Annotated in this window: 17 protein-coding genes; 9 read left to right on the top strand and 8 right to left on the bottom strand. The window is 60.8% G+C overall.

The features are described from left to right. Nucleotides 1-66: 66 nt before the first annotated feature. The 3 genes from QMK52_RS16065 to aroC form a co-directional block, all read right to left on the bottom strand. Nucleotides 67-597: a 1,2-dihydroxy-3-keto-5-methylthiopentene dioxygenase gene (locus QMK52_RS16065; protein ID WP_005789910.1), complete on the bottom strand. Its 531-nt coding sequence runs from the start codon at nt 595-597 to the stop codon at nt 67-69. Continuing rightward, the gene (locus tag QMK52_RS16060) at nt 594-1,757 is read right to left on the bottom strand and encodes an MFS transporter (protein WP_005789912.1); all 1,164 of its coding nucleotides are present in this window, start codon (nt 1,755-1,757) and stop codon (nt 594-596) included. The genes QMK52_RS16065 and QMK52_RS16060 overlap by 4 nt, the downstream gene beginning before the upstream one ends. Nucleotides 1,758-1,832: 75 nt before the next feature. Next, nucleotides 1,833-2,924 (bottom strand): chorismate synthase, encoded by a 1,092-nt coding sequence (aroC, locus tag QMK52_RS16055; RefSeq protein ID WP_005789914.1) that lies wholly within the window; start codon nt 2,922-2,924, stop codon nt 1,833-1,835. Nucleotides 2,925-3,067: 143 nt separating this feature from the next. Here aroC and QMK52_RS16050 point away from each other — a divergent pair, with 143 nt between their 5' ends. Both QMK52_RS16050 and QMK52_RS16045 read left to right on the top strand, forming a co-directional pair. Beyond that, a complete protein-coding gene (locus QMK52_RS16050; protein WP_005789916.1) occupies nt 3,068-4,030 on the top strand; it encodes an alpha/beta hydrolase in 963 nt (320 codons plus the stop codon). A gap of 99 nt (nt 4,031-4,129) precedes the next feature. Beyond that, the gene (locus tag QMK52_RS16045; RefSeq protein ID WP_005789918.1) at nt 4,130-4,933 is read left to right on the top strand and encodes a hypothetical protein; all 804 of its coding nucleotides are present in this window, start codon (nt 4,130-4,132) and stop codon (nt 4,931-4,933) included. A 59-nt stretch (nt 4,934-4,992) separates the two neighbouring features. On the opposite strand, the gene prmB is transcribed toward QMK52_RS16045, so the two are convergent. After that, nucleotides 4,993-5,901: a 50S ribosomal protein L3 N(5)-glutamine methyltransferase gene (gene prmB, locus QMK52_RS16040; RefSeq protein WP_005789919.1), complete on the bottom strand. Its 909-nt coding sequence runs from the start codon at nt 5,899-5,901 to the stop codon at nt 4,993-4,995. Nucleotides 5,902-6,140: 239 nt separating this feature from the next. Here prmB and QMK52_RS16035 point away from each other — a divergent pair, with 239 nt between their 5' ends. From QMK52_RS16035 to QMK52_RS16015, 5 genes are all read left to right on the top strand, one after another. Beyond that, nucleotides 6,141-6,731 (top strand): cysteine hydrolase family protein, encoded by a 591-nt coding sequence (locus QMK52_RS16035; protein WP_032880134.1) that lies wholly within the window; start codon nt 6,141-6,143, stop codon nt 6,729-6,731. A 136-nt stretch (nt 6,732-6,867) separates the two neighbouring features. Next, nucleotides 6,868-7,188: a hypothetical protein gene (locus QMK52_RS16030; RefSeq protein ID WP_005789923.1), complete on the top strand. Its 321-nt coding sequence runs from the start codon at nt 6,868-6,870 to the stop codon at nt 7,186-7,188. A gap of 75 nt (nt 7,189-7,263) precedes the next feature. Next, the gene (locus QMK52_RS16025) at nt 7,264-7,821 is read left to right on the top strand and encodes a Smr/MutS family protein (protein ID WP_005789925.1); all 558 of its coding nucleotides are present in this window, start codon (nt 7,264-7,266) and stop codon (nt 7,819-7,821) included. Between the two features lie 76 nt (nt 7,822-7,897). Next, complete coding sequence (folE, locus tag QMK52_RS16020) at nt 7,898-8,443, top strand: GTP cyclohydrolase I FolE (RefSeq protein WP_005789928.1); 546 nt, start codon at nt 7,898-7,900, stop codon at nt 8,441-8,443. Between the two features lie 101 nt (nt 8,444-8,544). Continuing rightward, entirely contained in the window at nt 8,545-8,916 is a 372-nt protein-coding gene (locus tag QMK52_RS16015; RefSeq protein WP_320403063.1) for a glutaredoxin family protein, read from the top strand. Nucleotides 8,917-8,977: 61 nt separating this feature from the next. Here the strand turns inward: QMK52_RS16015 and QMK52_RS16010 are convergent, their stop codons facing one another. From QMK52_RS16010 to QMK52_RS16000, 3 genes are read right to left on the bottom strand one after another with little or no spacing between them, the layout of a single operon-like run. Further along, complete coding sequence (locus QMK52_RS16010) at nt 8,978-9,298, bottom strand: hypothetical protein (RefSeq protein ID WP_005789932.1); 321 nt, start codon at nt 9,296-9,298, stop codon at nt 8,978-8,980. After that, nucleotides 9,295-10,620 carry an acyclic terpene utilization AtuA family protein gene (locus tag QMK52_RS16005; protein WP_194438841.1) on the bottom strand — a complete coding sequence of 442 codons (1,326 nt, stop codon included), beginning with the start codon at nt 10,618-10,620 and terminating at the stop codon, nt 9,295-9,297. Before QMK52_RS16005 ends, QMK52_RS16010 begins: the two co-directional genes overlap by 4 nt. Nucleotide 10,621: 1 nt before the next feature. Further along, nucleotides 10,622-11,914 carry a citrate:proton symporter gene (locus QMK52_RS16000; protein ID WP_320403062.1) on the bottom strand — a complete coding sequence of 431 codons (1,293 nt, stop codon included), beginning with the start codon at nt 11,912-11,914 and terminating at the stop codon, nt 10,622-10,624. A gap of 110 nt (nt 11,915-12,024) precedes the next feature. Here QMK52_RS16000 and QMK52_RS15995 point away from each other — a divergent pair, with 110 nt between their 5' ends. Beyond that, the gene (locus QMK52_RS15995; RefSeq protein ID WP_005789938.1) at nt 12,025-12,921 is read left to right on the top strand and encodes a LysR family transcriptional regulator; all 897 of its coding nucleotides are present in this window, start codon (nt 12,025-12,027) and stop codon (nt 12,919-12,921) included. A 42-nt stretch (nt 12,922-12,963) separates the two neighbouring features. Here QMK52_RS15995 and QMK52_RS15990 read toward each other — a convergent pair whose 3' ends face one another. Then, nucleotides 12,964-13,566, bottom strand: coding sequence for a glutathione S-transferase family protein (locus QMK52_RS15990; RefSeq protein WP_005789940.1), 603 nt, complete (start codon nt 13,564-13,566; stop codon nt 12,964-12,966). Between the two features lie 307 nt (nt 13,567-13,873). Here QMK52_RS15990 and QMK52_RS15985 point away from each other — a divergent pair, with 307 nt between their 5' ends. Beyond that, a complete protein-coding gene (locus QMK52_RS15985; protein WP_005789942.1) occupies nt 13,874-15,220 on the top strand; it encodes an NCS2 family permease in 1,347 nt (448 codons plus the stop codon). Nucleotides 15,221-15,231: the final 11 nt, after the last annotated feature.

Genomic DNA, 15,231 nt, shown 5'->3' with positions numbered 1-15,231 from the left:
GAATATTCAGGCGTTTTCCCACAACAAGTTCCAACTTGCCCGGGTTGAATATTTAGATATTTATGCTTAGTCGTCCAACCCTGGAAAACGCGCGGCAATGTTATCTGCGCTGAACGTCGGCACCTCGCCTTCGGCGGTGTTGAACAAGCGCAGCGCCACCAAGTGCGGGTTCTCGCCGATGTCGAGCCAGTGCGACATTCCCGCCGGGATAACCAACAGGTCATTTTTCTCGGCGCGCACGCCGTACACGTAATCACCCACATGCAGCATGAACAGGCCTTGGCCGGCGATAAAGAAATACGCGTTATTTTCACGGCAGGTGCGCTCTACCAGGAACGGGTCACGCAATTCATGCTTCTGGGGATGGTCGCCCATCACGCTGATCACCTTCGCCGTGGCATAGCCGAGCGCATCGATCTGCGGACGGTACGCCGCGATCATTTGCGCCTCACTGGCGCCTTTCTCGATAATGCCGGGCTGCCAGCGTTCAAAGCCTATGCCGTGTTCGGCCAAGGTCGACTGGATGTCGTCGAAATGGGTCAGCACCTTGTTGGGGGTATCTGCGGTGGCGATGTGATAAACGGCTACGTAACTCATTGCACGGTTCCTTGGTTCGGCTCTTGCAATCTAAGGCCAATGATAATGGCGGCGGCCAGCGCCGCGACGCTGGCGATACTGAACGTCAGGGTCGGGCCCAGCAGGTTCCAGCTATAACCGGAATACAGGGCGCCGAGGGCACCGCCAGTACCGGCCAAGGCAGCGTACAGGGCTTGGCCCTGGCCTTGCTGACGGTCACCGAAGCTGCGCTGCACAAAGGCAATCGCCGCCGCGTGAAAACTGCCGAATGTGGCTGCGTGCATGAGCTGCGCAAACAGCAACACCCAGAAAAATTCGGCAAAGGCGCCCAGCAGCAACCAGCGCAGCGCCGCCAGCACAAAGCTGGCCAGCAGCACCCGGCGCACCGAAAAACGCGCCAGGATACGGCTCATGGCCAGGAACATCAGGACCTCCGCCACCACCCCCAGGGCCCACAACATCCCGATCACGCCACGGCTGTAGCCCAAGTGTTCCAGGTGCAGGGTGAGGAAGGTGTAATACGGGCCATGGCTCATTTGCATCAATGCCACGCAGGCATAGAACGCCAGCACCCCGGGACTGCGCAATTGCTTGAGGAAACCGTCACCGGCCAAGCGATTGCCGTGGTTGGCAGGCTGGGCATTGGGCACCCACAGGCTGGCGCCGATGATGCCGGCCATGATCACTACCACCACGACCGGGTAGATATCCAGGCTCAGCCAGTCGAACAGGCGCCCCATGATCACTACAGTGAGGATAAAGCCGATGGAGCCCCACAGACGGATCTGGCTGTAGCGCGAGGTTTGCTTGTGCAGATGGGCCAGGGTGATGACCTCGAACTGCGGCAGCACCGCGTGCCAGAAGAATGCGTGCAGGGCCATGACCATCGCCAGCCAGGCGTAGGTCTTGCTGACGAAGATCAGGCAGAAACTGGCCAGGGTACAGACCGCGCCAAATCGCACGATGGCCAGGCGCCGGCCGGTGAAGTCGCCGATCCAGCCCCACAGGTTCGGCGCCACGCAGCGCATCAGCATGGGGATGGCCACCAGTTCGCCGATACGCGCGCTGGAAAAGCCCAGGTGATCGAAGTACAGCGCCAGGAACGGCGCGGTCGCTCCGAGCAGGGCGAAGTAGAACAGGTAGAAGCTGGAGAGGCGCCAGTATGGGAGCGGTGGGGTCATTTTATTGGGGCTGCTTCGCAGCCCAGCGCGAGCAAGCTCGCTCGCCACAACAACAAGCTCGCTTGCCGGCGGCGATCACAGTTGGCCCAGTACCGGTGTGGTCACGCGCACATCGGCATTTTGCCCACGGTTGCGCAGCAGGTGGTCCATCAACACGATGGCCATCATGGCTTCGGCAATCGGTGTGGCGCGGATGCCGACGCACGGGTCATGACGGCCCTTGGTGATCACGTCCACCGGGTTGCCGTGTACATCGATCGAACGGCCCGGCGTGGTAATGCTTGAGGTCGCCTTGAGCGCCAGGTGCGCAACAATCGGTTGGCCGGAGGAAATACCGCCAAGGATGCCACCCGCATTGTTGCTGAGGAAACCTTCAGGCGTCAGCTCATCGCGATGTTCGGTGCCGCGCTGGGCAACACAGGCAAAACCTGCACCGATTTCCACGCCTTTGACCGCGTTGATGCTCATCAGCGCGTGGGCCAGTTCGGCGTCGAGGCGGTCGAAGATCGGCTCGCCCAGGCCCGGCTTGACGCCTTCGGCCACCACGGTGATCTTGGCACCGACGGAGTCCTGGTCACGGCGCAACTGGTCCATATAGGCCTCCAGCTCCGGCACCTTGTCCGGGTCGGGACAGAAGAAGGCGTTGTCTTGCACGCTGTCCCAGCTCTTGAACGGGATCTCGATCGGGCCCAACTGGCTCATGTAGCCACGGATGACGATGCCCTGGGTGGCCAGGTATTTCTTGGCGATGGCACCGGCGGCCACGCGCATCGCAGTTTCCCGCGCCGAGCTGCGGCCACCGCCACGGTAGTCGCGCTCGCCGTATTTGTGATGGTAGGTGTAGTCGGCATGGGACGGGCGGAACACATCCTTGATTGCCGAGTAGTCCTTGGACTTCTGGTCGGTGTTGCGAATCAACAAGCCAATGGCGCAGCCGGTGGTGCGGCCCTCGAACACCCCGGAGAGGATTTCGACTTCGTCCGGCTCCTGGCGCTGGGTGGTGTGGCGGCTGGTGCCGGGCTTGCGGCGGTCGAGGTCACGCTGCAGGTCTTCCAGGGACAGCTCCAGGCCTGGTGGGCAGCCGTCGACAATGGCGACCAACGCCGGGCCATGGCTTTCGCCCGCGGTGGTGACAGTGAACAGCTTGCCGAAGGTATTGCCGGACATGCAGGGCGCTCCGTGAAATCAGTTGAATCAAGTCAACCGTAATAACTTAAGGCGGCCAGTATACGCAGGCTAACCGACTAGTTCATCCTCGAAACCTTACCGGTAGACATTGGTCCAACCGGCACCTCACTGATGATGGCGCGATGATGCTGCGAGTTCTGCTGTTCACCCTCACCCTGTTTACCGCCGCGGTCCAGGCCGCCTCCCCTGTGGTACTGCAACGCCCTATCAGCCTGGACACCGGCAGCGGCCAACTGTTTGGCTCATTATTGTTGCCGCAGTCCGACCAACCGGTGCCGGTGGTGCTGATCATCGCCGGCTCCGGCCCCACCGACCGCAATGGCAACAGCGCCGACGGCGCCCGCAATGACAGCCTCAAGCGCCTGGCCTGGGTGCTCGCCCGGCATAACATCGCCAGCGTGCGCTACGACAAGCGCGGGGTCGCCGCCAGCCTGGCCGCCACGCCGGATGAACGCAACCTCACCCTGGACGCCTATGTGTCCGATGCGGTGGCCTGGGGCAAGCTGCTCAAGGCCGACAAGCGCATGGGCCCGCTGATAGTGCTGGGCCATAGCGAAGGCGCGCTGGTAGCCGCCCTCGCCGCGCCGCAACTGGCGCCGGCCGGGGTGATTTCCCTGTCGGGCAGCGCGCGCCCGGTAGACCAGGTGATTCGCCAGCAACTGGCCGATCACTTGCCCCCTGCCCTGTTGTTGCGCAGCAATGAAATCCTCGACCACCTCAAGGCCGGCCAAGTGGATGCCGACGTGCCGCGCCCACTCGAAGGCATCTTCCGACCAAGCGTGCAGCCTTATCTGATCAGCCTGTTCCGCGCCGACCCATCGGCCGCCTTCGCCAGGCTGAACATGCCGGCGTTGATCATCCAAGGCACCAACGATATCCAGGTCGGTATCGCGGATGCCCAGCAGTTGAAAAAAGCCAAGCCCGACGCGCAGTTGACGGTCATAGAAGGCATGAACCACGTGATGCGCATCGTGCCCAACAACGTGAAGCAGCAACTGGCGTCCTACAATGACCCGAAACTGCCCCTGGCTGCGGAACTGGGCCAGCGTATCGTCGCGTTTATCGACGGACTTCAACCCCGTTAAGCGACAATTTGCCTCCAGTCCTGGGCAAACCGGCCGATAAGTCCAGAGTCGACAGTAAAAAGACTGTCGGCTTGCTGGGCTTGGACAGGATCGCGCCGCATGACAACCACCGAAGCAACACCCGAATCTACCGCCGACACCTCGACTGCAACCGCGGCCGTCGAGGCGGCGGCCCTGCCGTGGGCGGACGTCCACGCCGAACACTTCAAGATGCTGCGCCTGGCTCCGCTGACCACCGACCGTGCCACTGGCGCACGGCCGTTGCGCTTTGTGCAGTTCGGCTATGCCGAGCGCCACGACAAGCACCACAGCCTGTTGCGCATGGTTATCCAACTGCCCGGCCAGCGGGTACGCCGCGAGCAGAACCACCTGGATATCTGGGTGGACCATGATAAACATCGCGTGCATTTCGGCCCAGGCAACAGCCTGGAAATCGAACCGGCCAACCGGGGGATCGGCCGTTTCCTGGTCGCTCAGGCCGCCGCCTGGGCGAAGAAGAAGTGGTCCCACTACCGCGTCGACGGCGTGGACCTGGCCAACAAGGACGCCCTCAACGAAGCCACGCGCCTGCGTCGTGATCACTTCCTGCGTATCCAGGGATTTGATGTGGCCTATGCCGACGTGCAGCACCTCAAAGGCAATGTGCAGCCGGGCAAGGTCGGCGACGTGCTGGACAGTTGGAACACTGAGAAGGTGCAGTTCGTGGAGATCCTCGAAGCCGCGCAGATGCTGCAACAGGCCGATCAGAACCTGGCGGAACAGGAAGTGAAGCTGCGCAAGGAAGAGGAAAAAGTCATCAAGTTCAAGCGCGAGGACAGCGGGCTGCGCTTTACCATCACGTGCCTGGTGGCGTTTACGGTGTTTCAGGCAGGGTTGTTGATCTGGATTGCCACGCACCGCTGATAGATTGAAATGCAATCAAAATGTGGGAGCTGGCTCCCACATTGACCGAGTTTCTGCAGTTATATCCGGGCAGCGAAAACGGCCTGGTGTTGGCGACACTGCTCAGCCGTCAGCATGAACACCCCATGCCCACCCCGCTTGAAGTCCAGCCAGGCAAAGTCGACTTCCGGATACAGCGCGTCAACATGCACCTGGCTGTTGCCCACTTCGACAATCAGCAAACCCTTCTCGGTCAGATGGTCCGCCGCTTCGGCCAGCATCCGGCGTACCAGGTTCAGGCCGTCGTCACCACAGGCCAGGCCCAGTTCCGGCTCGTGCTGGTATTCATCCGGCATGTCGGCAAAATCTTCGGCATCCACATACGGTGGGTTTGACACGATCAGGTCGAATCGCTGGCCGGGCAAGCCGTCAAAACCATCGCCCTGCACGGTATAGACCCGCTCATCGACGCCGTGGCGCTCGATATTCTGGTTTGCCACTTCAAGGGCTTCGAAGGACAGGTCACCCAGTACAACTTCAGCCTCCTGGAACTCGTACGCACAGGCAATGCCGATGCAACCGGAGCCGGTGCACAGGTCGAGGATGCGCGCCGGCGGCTGCGCCAACCAGGGTTCGAAGCGGTTTTCGATCAGTTCGCCAATCGGTGAGCGCGGGATCAACACGCGCTCATCGACAATAAACGACATGCCGCAGAACCACGCCTCTTTCAACAGGTAGGCGGTGGGCACACGCTCGTGAATACGGCGATGCAGTAAACGCTGCACATGGGAGATTTCCTCTTCTTCGAGGTTGCAATCCAGGTAGCTGTCGGCAATTTCCCACGGCAGGTGCAAGGCGCCGAGCACCAATTGCCGGGCTTCGTCCCAGGCATTGTCGGTGCCATGGCCAAAAAACAGGTCTTCCCCATGGAAACGGCTGACAGCCCAACGGATATGGTCGCGCAAAGTGCGCAGGCGGGAAGTGATCACGGGGCAAGCTCCTGGAAAAAACGACTGGCAATTCTAACAGCCTTCACCTGTACCGACGATGTACGAAAACCCTGGCGCCGTACGTCGGATTTCATCCAATTGACCCGCATTGTGTTAAACAAGCCCACCTCTTGACATGGCTGCACGCCAGCAACGGCGTACCTTACGATAGTAGCGATTCACAGAAGCGCTCAGCCAGTGGACAATGTCGCAAAAGCCCCACTCACAGGAGCCCCAGAATGTCCGTTCCAAAGACGATGTTTCAACTCAGCGGTCGCGGTTACGCAGCAGCCAACCTCAGTCATGCGACCCTCGTGATCATCGACGCCCAGAAGGAATACCTCAGCGGCCCGCTCGCCCTCTCGGGCATGGACGCAGCTGTCGCTAATATCAAACAACTGGTCAGCGCCGCGCGTAATGCCGGACGCCCGATTGTGCATGTGCGCCACTTGGGCACCGTAGGCGGTCTGTTTGATCCACAGGGCGAGCGTGGCGAATTCATCCCGGGGCTTGAGCCAGAGGGTGACGAAACCATCATCGGCAAGCTGCTGCCAAGCGCCTTCCACGGCACCGGCCTGGAAAAACACTTGCAAGACCTTGGCTCCCTGGACCTGATCGTCTGCGGCTTCATGAGCCACTCCAGCGTCAGCACCACCGTGCGTGCGGCCAAGAACCTGGGCTTTCGCTGCACCCTGGTGGAAGACGCCTGCGCCACTCGCGACCTGCCCTACAAGGGCGGCATCCTGAGCGCCGAACATGTGCAGCACACCGAAATGGCGATCATGGCCGACAACTTCGCCACCCTCGCACTGACTAAAGATCTGATCTGATCATTCTGGCGTTGAGCGGCGTGTTTATTGCTCCGCTCATCCGCAAAGCCCTTTCATTTGGCGCATTTACCCCTCCCTCCGGAACAACCTGTGTATTGTCCGGTCGAAGGGCCGATACCCTGGAGGAAAGGTCGGAATGAAGATATCCGATGGTTTTGATGCTCGTCGCTTGCGCCCCAAGGGCCCGAGCAACTGGCGTCTGCGCCTGGTGGCGGGCATTGCCGCGCTGCTGGCGATCATAGGCTTGTTGTTGGCCGGCGCTGGTGGCGCCGGCTTGTTTGGGCATTCGCCGGCACTGGGCGAGTTGAATGCCAGCCCGGGCGGCTCGGCGATCCTGTTGGGGATCGGCCTGCTGGTGCTGTGGTTAGGCGTATGGTTATGGCGCCGCAGCCGTCGGCGGATGCGTCAGCCTTTGTCGTTGAATATCGCCTCGCACCTGATGAAAAAGCACGACTGATGGCGCTTGGATAGCGTTTGCTGCGCCCTGGCCGCCGCGATTTAGGTAAACTGCCCGCCCTTCGCGGAGGCTGACATGCAAGACGACGATTTTTCCCTGTTCAAAAACGAGCTGCGCGGCGTCAAGCCGATCAAGCACGACCGCGCCGACACCGGCAAACCCAAGACCGACCGGGCACAGATCGCCAAGCTGCGCCAGGCCGCGACCGTGCGCAGCGATGCCACTACCGTGGATGGCCTGTCGGATCAGTTCGTGATTGACGTCGGCCCCGAAGACGAGCTGATGTGGGCTCGCGACGGTGTGCAGGAAAGCCAGATGCGCAAGCTCAAGGCCGGCCAGGTCCCGTTCGAAGGCAGCCTCGACCTGCACGGCATGAACGTGGAAAAGGCCCGGGAAACCCTGTGGGCCTTCCTCGCCGAAGCGACTAAATTCGAAATCCGCTGCGTGCGCGTCACCCACGGCAAGGCTGTGCGGCTGGATGGCAAGCGGCCAATGATCAAGAGCCACGTTAACACCTGGCTGCGTCAACATGCCCAGGTGCTCGGCTTTACTTCCTGCCAGGCCCGCCACGGCGGTGCCGGTGCGGTGTATGTGATGCTCAAGCGCACCATGCTCGAAGGCCGCGACGAGTAAAGTGCCATCGTCAGGCTTGCAGCGATGTGCCCGCCACCGTAACCTTGCGCTTTGCGAAAATCCCACAGGTAGTTTCATGTCCCTGGAACAGAATTACACAGAGATTCTCGGCCAACTCGGCGAGGACGTCTCCCGCGAGGGTCTGCTCGACACGCCAAAGCGTGCCGCCAAGGCGATGCAGTACCTTTGCCGCGGTTATGAACAGACGCTCGAAGAAGTCACCAACGGTGCCTTGTTCAGCTCCGATAACAGCGAAATGGTGCTGGTCAAGGACATCGAGCTGTACTCGTTGTGCGAACACCATCTGCTGCCGTTTATCGGCAAGGCCCATGTGGCCTACATTCCAAGCGGCAAAGTGCTGGGCCTGTCGAAGGTTGCACGAATCGTCGACATGTATGCGCGCCGCCTGCAGATCCAGGAAAACCTCAGCCGCCAGATCGCTGATGCGGTGCTGCAAGTGACCGGCGCCCTGGGCGTGGCCGTGGTAATCGAAGCCAAGCACATGTGCATGATGATGCGCGGTGTGGAAAAACAGAATTCGTCGATGATCACCTCAGTGATGCTCGGTGAGTTCCGCGATAACGCGGCCACTCGCAGCGAATTTCTCAGCCTGATCAAGTAACCGGCTGGGTAGGAAAGAACCGGCGTTCATCGCCGGTTTTTTTTCGCCTGCAGAAATCAGGTAAGCTGCGCCCCCTCAGTTATGGGCAAGAGGTAACAGCCATGTTCGTCAAAGCACTTCGAGTGGGCCTCGGCCAGATCATCATCGCGGGCGATTTTCTGACCCGCCCACGCAAAAAGCAGCGCCCCGCCGAACAACAGGCGCGGGTGAACGACGCGGCCAAGGCGCTGACGCTGTACCAGTTCCACGCCTGCCCGTTTTGTGTGAAAACCCGCCGCACCCTGCATCGCCTGAACGTGCCGGTAGCCCTGAAGGACGCAAAGAACAACGAGCAGGACCGCCAGACCCTGCTGGAGCAAGGCGGCAAGATCAAGGTGCCGTGCCTGCGCATCGAAGAGAATGGCCAGACCATCTGGATGTACGACTCCAAGGTGATCATCGACTACCTGGACAAGCGCTTCGCTGCGATCTGAAGCACGCTGCGGTCAATGTGGGAGCTGGCTGGCCAGCTCCCACATTTGCGGTGCGGTGTTGTTAAGTCAGTGTTGTCAGGTCCAGATCCAGCAGTGCCGAGCCCAGGCACTTGCCGTGGGCATCCAGCGCCAGTGAGCGGGTCACGCCCCCACGCAAGATACCCGGCAACACGAAGTTCAGCGCCTGCACATTCGGCAATTCATAACGTCGAACGGGGGCCGCTAACGGGTCCAGCAAATCCTTGAAAAACTCTGTGACGCGCTCCGCCGTAAGCTGTTCGCACAGCAACGGGTAGTCTTGCGCGCGATAGGCAATGATCGAGATGTTCGACGTGTCGCCCTTATCCCCGGTGCGGGAATGGGCCAGCGCATGCAGTTTCATTCTTCAATCCTCGGTTTGACCGCTTCACGGGGCAGCAACAACGATGCCACCGCCACGACCTGGCGCACACTCTTGCTAGCCCCACCGCCTCCGGCTGGGCCGTTGGTATAGAGGGTCTCCACTTCATTGCCGACCCGCACGGCGTCGCTGCGTTCGTCACAACGGGCGGCAACCCTCAGCCGCACTTCCCAAGGCTCGACAGTACTGCGTGGACCATGTAATGAATCCATGCCGATCAATTCGGCGCGCACCTCCTGCATCTTTACGCCGATCAATTCCAGGCGTTTGAGCACTACATCTCGCGCCAACTGCGCGCGTGCGACAGCCCCCGGGCCACCGTAGGACATCTGCCCCTCACCGATCCAGCCGTCCAGATAACCGACGCTGACTTTCAGCTGTTCGGGCCGTGCACGCCCTTCGGCACCGTGGGCGCGAACCCGATCAACGCCCTCCTCGACAAACCCCACCTGGGAAAAATCGGCCGTCACATCCGGAGTCAGGTACGCCGCTGGGTCGTGCACTTCGTAGATCAATTGTTCGATGCACGTGGCACGGCTGACACGGCCACCAGAACCTGCAACCTTGGTGATCACGGCGTGGCCATCCGCATCGACTTCAGCCAGCGGAAAGCCCAGGCGCGCCAGGTCATCGACGTCCTTGAAGCCAGGATCCGCGAAGTAACCGCCACTGACCTGCCCGGCACATTCGAGCAAATGCCCAACCAAAGTGCCGCGCCCCAGGCGCTGCCAATCATCAGCGGCCCAGCCAAACTCAAACATCTGCGGCGCCAGGAACAACGAAGGGTCGGCCACCCGCCCGGTGATGACCACATCGGCGTCGGCGCGCAGTGCCTCAAGAATGCCGTCCACACCCAGGTAGGCATTCGCGGAGATCAACCGCTCACCAAGGGAGCCAACGGTCTGGCCGTTATCCAGCAACTGCTCGGCAGGCAAAGCGTGCAGTACATCATCCCCCACCACCGCCACAACCTTCAGACCCAGGCCCAGCTCGGCAGCAATGCGCCGCACTTCAATGGCCGCCGACACAGGGTTGGCCGCGCCCATGTTGGTGATCACCCGTAAGCGACGGCGACCGCCGGGCTGGCCCACGCAGGGCAATACTCGGCGCATGCGTTCACTCAGCAACGGGTCATAACCGCCCTGCGGGTCGCCGATGCGCGCCTGTTGTGCCAGGGCAATGGTGCGTTCGGCCAGGCATTCGAAGACCAGGTAATCCAGGTCGCCATGTTCGGCCAGTTCCACGGCAGGTTCGATACGGTCACCGGAATAGCCGGCGCCGGAGCCAATGCGCAAGGTGTTCATCTCAAATCACTCCCAGGAGCAACGCCGTCAGGGTCATCAACACCGAGGCGGCAAACAGAAAAGGAATCGTGAATCGCTGGTGATCGGCCAACTCGATCTTGCACAGGCCCACCAACAGGAAGGTCGCGGGCGTCAGCGGGCTGACCGGAAAACCGGTGGTGTGCACGCCCAGCAACGAGGCTTGGGCCACTTGCAGGGGGTCGACGCCCAGCGCCTTGCCGACTTCGGCGATCACCGGCATCACGCCGAAGTAGTAGGAGTCGGGGTCAAACAACATGCTCAGGGGCATCGACAGGAACCCCACGACCGCCGGGATCAACTTGCCGTGGCCCGCCGGAATCTGCGCCACCGCCACTTCGGCGATGGCCTTGAGCATGCCGGAGCCTTGCATGATGCCGGTGAACACCCCGGCGGCGAGCAGGATACTGGCCATGGTCAGGGCGGTTTTCGCATGGGCGTCGATGCGCGCACGCTGGGCGTCCACGTTGGGGTAGTTGATGCACAGCGCAACCACGGTGCCGAGCATGAACATCACCACGGGGTCGACCCAACCGGCAATCATCACCACCATCACCAGCACGGTCAGGATCAGGTTGACCCAGAACAACCGTGGGCGGCGCAGCTTGATGTCGTCGTCGCTGAGCACCCGTTGCGGCACCGCCTGCACGTTGGAACCGGCGCCCAGGCCGAGGCGCTTTTCTTCACGATGGCCCAACCACCAGGCGCACGCGAAGACGAAGATCAGCCCGACGATCTGCACCGGGATCAGCGGCTGGAACAGATCGGCCACCGGCACATGCAGCGCCGCCGACGAGCGCAGCACCGGGCCGGTCCAGGGCAGAAAGTTGACCCCCGCCGCCATCGCGCAGACGCAGGCGAGAATGCGCTTGTCGATGCCCAGCCGCGTATACAACGGCAGCATCGCCGGCACCGTCACCAGAAAGGTCACCGCGCCGGAGCCGTCCAGATGCACCAGCAACGCCAGCGTCGCGGTGCCAACCACAATTCGTGTAGGACGCGTCCCTACCGTGCGCAGGATGCGATCAATGATGGGGTCGAGCATCCCGGCATCGGTCATGATCCCGAAAAACAGGATCGCGAACACAAACATGCCGACCACGGGGGCGACGTTCTTGATTCCGGTGATAATGAAGGCACTGGTTTGCAGGCCGAACCCACCGACCAGAGCGGCGATGATCGGCAAGGCGATCAGGGCCACCAGTGGCGAGAGACGCTTGCTCATGACAGCGACAAGCAGGCTGAGAATGGTGATGACGCCCAGGGTTGCGAGCATGGATAACTCCAGGGTGGCCGTTTTTGGCCGGTTATTGTTTTCCCGGAGTATTGGAAGCGGGTTAGTCTTTGTAAATTGGAATATTCGGCCTAGCATGTTCGGGAAACAAAATGAAGAACTCGATACAGCACATCCAGGCCTTCCTCGCGGTGGCCCGCACCGGCAGTTTCACCAAGGCGGCCAACGAATTGCACCTGTCGCCTTCGGCCCTGACCGTGCAAGTACAGCAATTGGAAGACTGGCTCGGCGTCGCCCTGCTCGACCGCAGCCCGCGCCATGTGAGCATCACCGCTGCCGGCCAGGATGCGCGCGGGCCCATGGAAAAACTGCTGCTGGACCTGGACAACATCGTCACCGGCTCACGCGACCTCGCAGCCTTGCGTCGCGGCGTGGTGACCATCGCCGCCCTGCCGTCAGTTTGCGCCGGCGCCCTGCCCCCGGCCTTGCGCCTGTTTCGCCAGCGCTTTGCCGGGATCGAGGTGCGCCTGCATGACCTGGTGGCCCATCGCATTCATGCCCAGGTCCGCAACGGCGAGGTGGATTTCGGCATCGGCGTACGGGCGCGCCTGAGCCATGGCCTGCAATTTCAGCCGGTGCTCAATGATCGCTTGTGCGCGTTTGTGCCGCTGGATCATGCACTGACGCGCTATCGGTCACTGACCCTGGCGCAACTGGCCGACCAGCCAATTATCCTTACCGGACGTGACAGCAGCGTGCGCGAACAGGTCGACGCACTGTTTGACCAGACACGGCTGACGCTGAATGCGGGCATGGAGGCCAACTACATGTCGACGGTATTGGCGCTGGTGCGCCAGGGGTTGGGGATCAGCGTGCTGCCGGAATCGGCGGCGGACAGCCTGGAGGGGTTGAAGCGAATCGACATCGATCATCCCGGCGTGAACCGGGAGATCGGCTTGATCACACGCAGCGCGATGGCATTGAGCCCGGCGGCGCAGCGCTGCTTTGAACTGCTAAATCACGAATTATCTGACTCACTATTGAGCTAAATGTGGGAGGGGCTGTGCCCCTCCCACCTTTTGATTGCATTATCAGTCCAACATCGGCACATACCGAGGATGGCTGGCCACCCGCTGCAACCACGCTTGTACCGCCGGATAAGCGTCCAAATCAAACCCGCCCTCTTGGGCCACATGGGTGTAGGCATATAACGCCACATCAGCGATGGAGAATTGGTCGCCCACCAGATACGGGGTCAACTGCAGTTGGCGATCCATGACCTTAAGGGCCTTGTAGCCGCCTTTGTGCAATTTCTTGTATTCCTCCAAGCGATCCTCCGGCAGCCCCAGATAGAACTGGATAAACCGCGCCACTGCTATATACGGCTCATGGCTGTACTGCTCGAAAAACTGCCACTGCAATACCTGGGTGCGCAGGCGCGGTTCCGTGGGCAGGAACTCGCTGCCATCGGCGAGGAAATTGAGAATCGCATTGGACTCCCATAGGCAGGTGCCGTCTTCCAGCTCCAGCACCGGGATCTTGCCGTTGGGGTTCTTCGCCAGGAACTCAGGGGTCTGGGTGTCGCCCTTGAGGATGTCGATATCGATCCACTGAAACGGGATCCCCAACAAGCTAAGCATCAATTTGATCTTGTAGCAGTTGCCCGACTTGTAATCGCCATAAACCTTGTACATGGGCTCCCCTTATGCCGCTGTGCGCATTCCGAGCGAATGCTTGCGCCCTCAAAGTGCGGGTATTGCAGCAATGTTTCAAGGCGGCGGGCGGAATAAATCTGCCTGTCCCCCTGGGAGTCAGCCTTTCATCCACTTTAGCCCAAACATTCGAAAACATTATTTGCTTTATTTGTATACAAAAGCATAATTCGCTTCGTGCGAGTTCCTGACCTTTTGGTCAACAAACCCGCCAGTACCTCAAAGCGCTGTTGCCCACTCGTGTGACCGGCGCTGGACATAACAATAAAACGATTGAGGAGTACTCGCTGTGGATAGCCGTAAAACCGAAGCCCCTACGTTGGACCTGGCCACGCCGCAAGGCGGTTGGCTGGAACGCCTGTTCAAACTGCGCTTGCATGGCACCACAGTGAAGACCGAGCTGATCGCCGGCCTCACCACCTTCATCACCATGGCCTACATCATCTTCGTCAACCCCAACATCATGGCCGACGCCGGTATTGATCACGGTGCGGCCTTTGTCGCCACCTGCATCGCCGCAGCCCTGGGGTGCCTGTTGATGGGTCTGTATGCCAACTGGCCAGTGGGCCTGGCGCCGGGTATGGGGCTGAATGCGTTTTTCACCTACACCGTGGTCGGCACCATGGGCTACAACTGGGAGACGGCCCTCGGCGCGGTATTTGTCTCGGGCGTGCTGTTCATGATTCTGACGCTGTCACGCATCCGAGAATGGCTGCTCAACAGTATTCCGGTCAGCCTGCGTCATGCCATGGGCGCGGGTGTGGGTCTGTTCCTCGGGGTGATCGGCCTGAAGACCGCCGGCATCATCGTCGACAGCCCAGCCACCCTGATCAAGCTCGGCTCCCTGCATGAACCCGCCCCACTGCTGGCGGCGGTGTGCTTCCTGCTGATCGCCATCCTCAGTTATCACCGTGTATTCGGCGCAATTCTGATCAGCATCATCGCCGTGACCCTCGCCGGCTGGGGCCTGGGCCTGGTGCATTACAACGGCATTCTCTCCACCCCACCGAGCCTGGCACCGACCTGGATGGCGATGGACGTGATGGGTGTGTTCAATGTGAGCATGATCAGCGTGGTATTTGCCTTTCTTTTTGTACACATGTTTGACACTGCCGGTACACTGATGGGCGTTGCCCAACGGGCCGGGCTAGTGAAGGCCGATGGCAAGATCGACAACCTGTCCCGCGCATTGAAGGCCGACAGTGCTTCCAGTGTGTTCGGCGCCATGGTTGGCGTGCCGCCAGTGACCAGCTACGTGGAAAGCGCCGCAGGTGTGGCAGCCGGTGGCCGCACCGGGTTGACCGCTGTAACGGTGGGCGTACTGTTCGTGGCGGCGATGTTCTTCGCACCGCTGGCCGGCATGATTCCCGCCTATGCCACCGCTGGCGCGTTGATCTACGTAGCGATGCTGATGATGGCGAGCATGGCCCATATCAATTGGGATGAAGCTACCGACAGCATTCCGGCGATCGTCACTGCCATCATGATGCCGCTGACGTTCTCGGTCGCCGACGGGATCGCTCTGGGCTTTATCACCTATGTAGCGCTGAAGGCCGGCACCGGCAAGTACCGCGAGATTTCTGTCAGCCTGTGGGTGTTGTGCGCGATTTTCATTGCGAAATTCATATTTTTATAAAAGGAGCAAAT

It is taken from the genome of Pseudomonas sp. P9_2, assembly GCF_034008255.1.
Classification (GTDB): Bacteria; Pseudomonadota; Gammaproteobacteria; order Pseudomonadales; family Pseudomonadaceae; genus Aquipseudomonas; species Aquipseudomonas synxantha_A.
The sequence above is the reverse complement of the archived record's forward strand: the minus strand, read 5'-3'. Positions and strand labels throughout refer to the sequence as shown.

Bases quoted from the DNA above. Each gene is read 5' to 3' on its own strand.
- QMK52_RS16015 (WP_320403063.1), top strand. From the start codon at position 8,545: ATGTTCGTCAAAGCACTTCGAGTGGGCCTCGGCCAGATCATCATCGCG.
- QMK52_RS15990 (WP_005789940.1), bottom strand. From the start codon at position 13,566: ATGTACAAGGTTTATGGCGATTACAAGTCGGGCAACTGCTACAAGATC.
- QMK52_RS16000 (WP_320403062.1), bottom strand. From the start codon at position 11,914: ATGCTCGCAACCCTGGGCGTCATCACCATTCTCAGCCTGCTTGTCGCT.
- QMK52_RS16065 (WP_005789910.1), bottom strand. From the start codon at position 597: ATGAGTTACGTAGCCGTTTATCACATCGCCACCGCAGATACCCCCAAC.
- QMK52_RS16030 (WP_005789923.1), top strand. From the start codon at position 6,868: ATGAAGATATCCGATGGTTTTGATGCTCGTCGCTTGCGCCCCAAGGGC.
- QMK52_RS16045 (WP_005789918.1), top strand. From the start codon at position 4,130: ATGACAACCACCGAAGCAACACCCGAATCTACCGCCGACACCTCGACT.
- QMK52_RS16025 (WP_005789925.1), top strand. From the start codon at position 7,264: ATGCAAGACGACGATTTTTCCCTGTTCAAAAACGAGCTGCGCGGCGTC.
- QMK52_RS16005 (WP_194438841.1), bottom strand. From the start codon at position 10,620: ATGAACACCTTGCGCATTGGCTCCGGCGCCGGCTATTCCGGTGACCGT.
- QMK52_RS15995 (WP_005789938.1), top strand. From the start codon at position 12,025: ATGAAGAACTCGATACAGCACATCCAGGCCTTCCTCGCGGTGGCCCGC.
- QMK52_RS16010 (WP_005789932.1), bottom strand. From the start codon at position 9,298: ATGAAACTGCATGCGCTGGCCCATTCCCGCACCGGGGATAAGGGCGAC.
- QMK52_RS16060 (WP_005789912.1), bottom strand. From the start codon at position 1,757: ATGACCCCACCGCTCCCATACTGGCGCCTCTCCAGCTTCTACCTGTTC.
- aroC (WP_005789914.1), bottom strand. From the start codon at position 2,924: ATGTCCGGCAATACCTTCGGCAAGCTGTTCACTGTCACCACCGCGGGC.
- folE (WP_005789928.1), top strand. From the start codon at position 7,898: ATGTCCCTGGAACAGAATTACACAGAGATTCTCGGCCAACTCGGCGAG.
- QMK52_RS16035 (WP_032880134.1), top strand. From the start codon at position 6,141: ATGTCCGTTCCAAAGACGATGTTTCAACTCAGCGGTCGCGGTTACGCA.
- QMK52_RS16050 (WP_005789916.1), top strand. From the start codon at position 3,068: ATGATGCTGCGAGTTCTGCTGTTCACCCTCACCCTGTTTACCGCCGCG.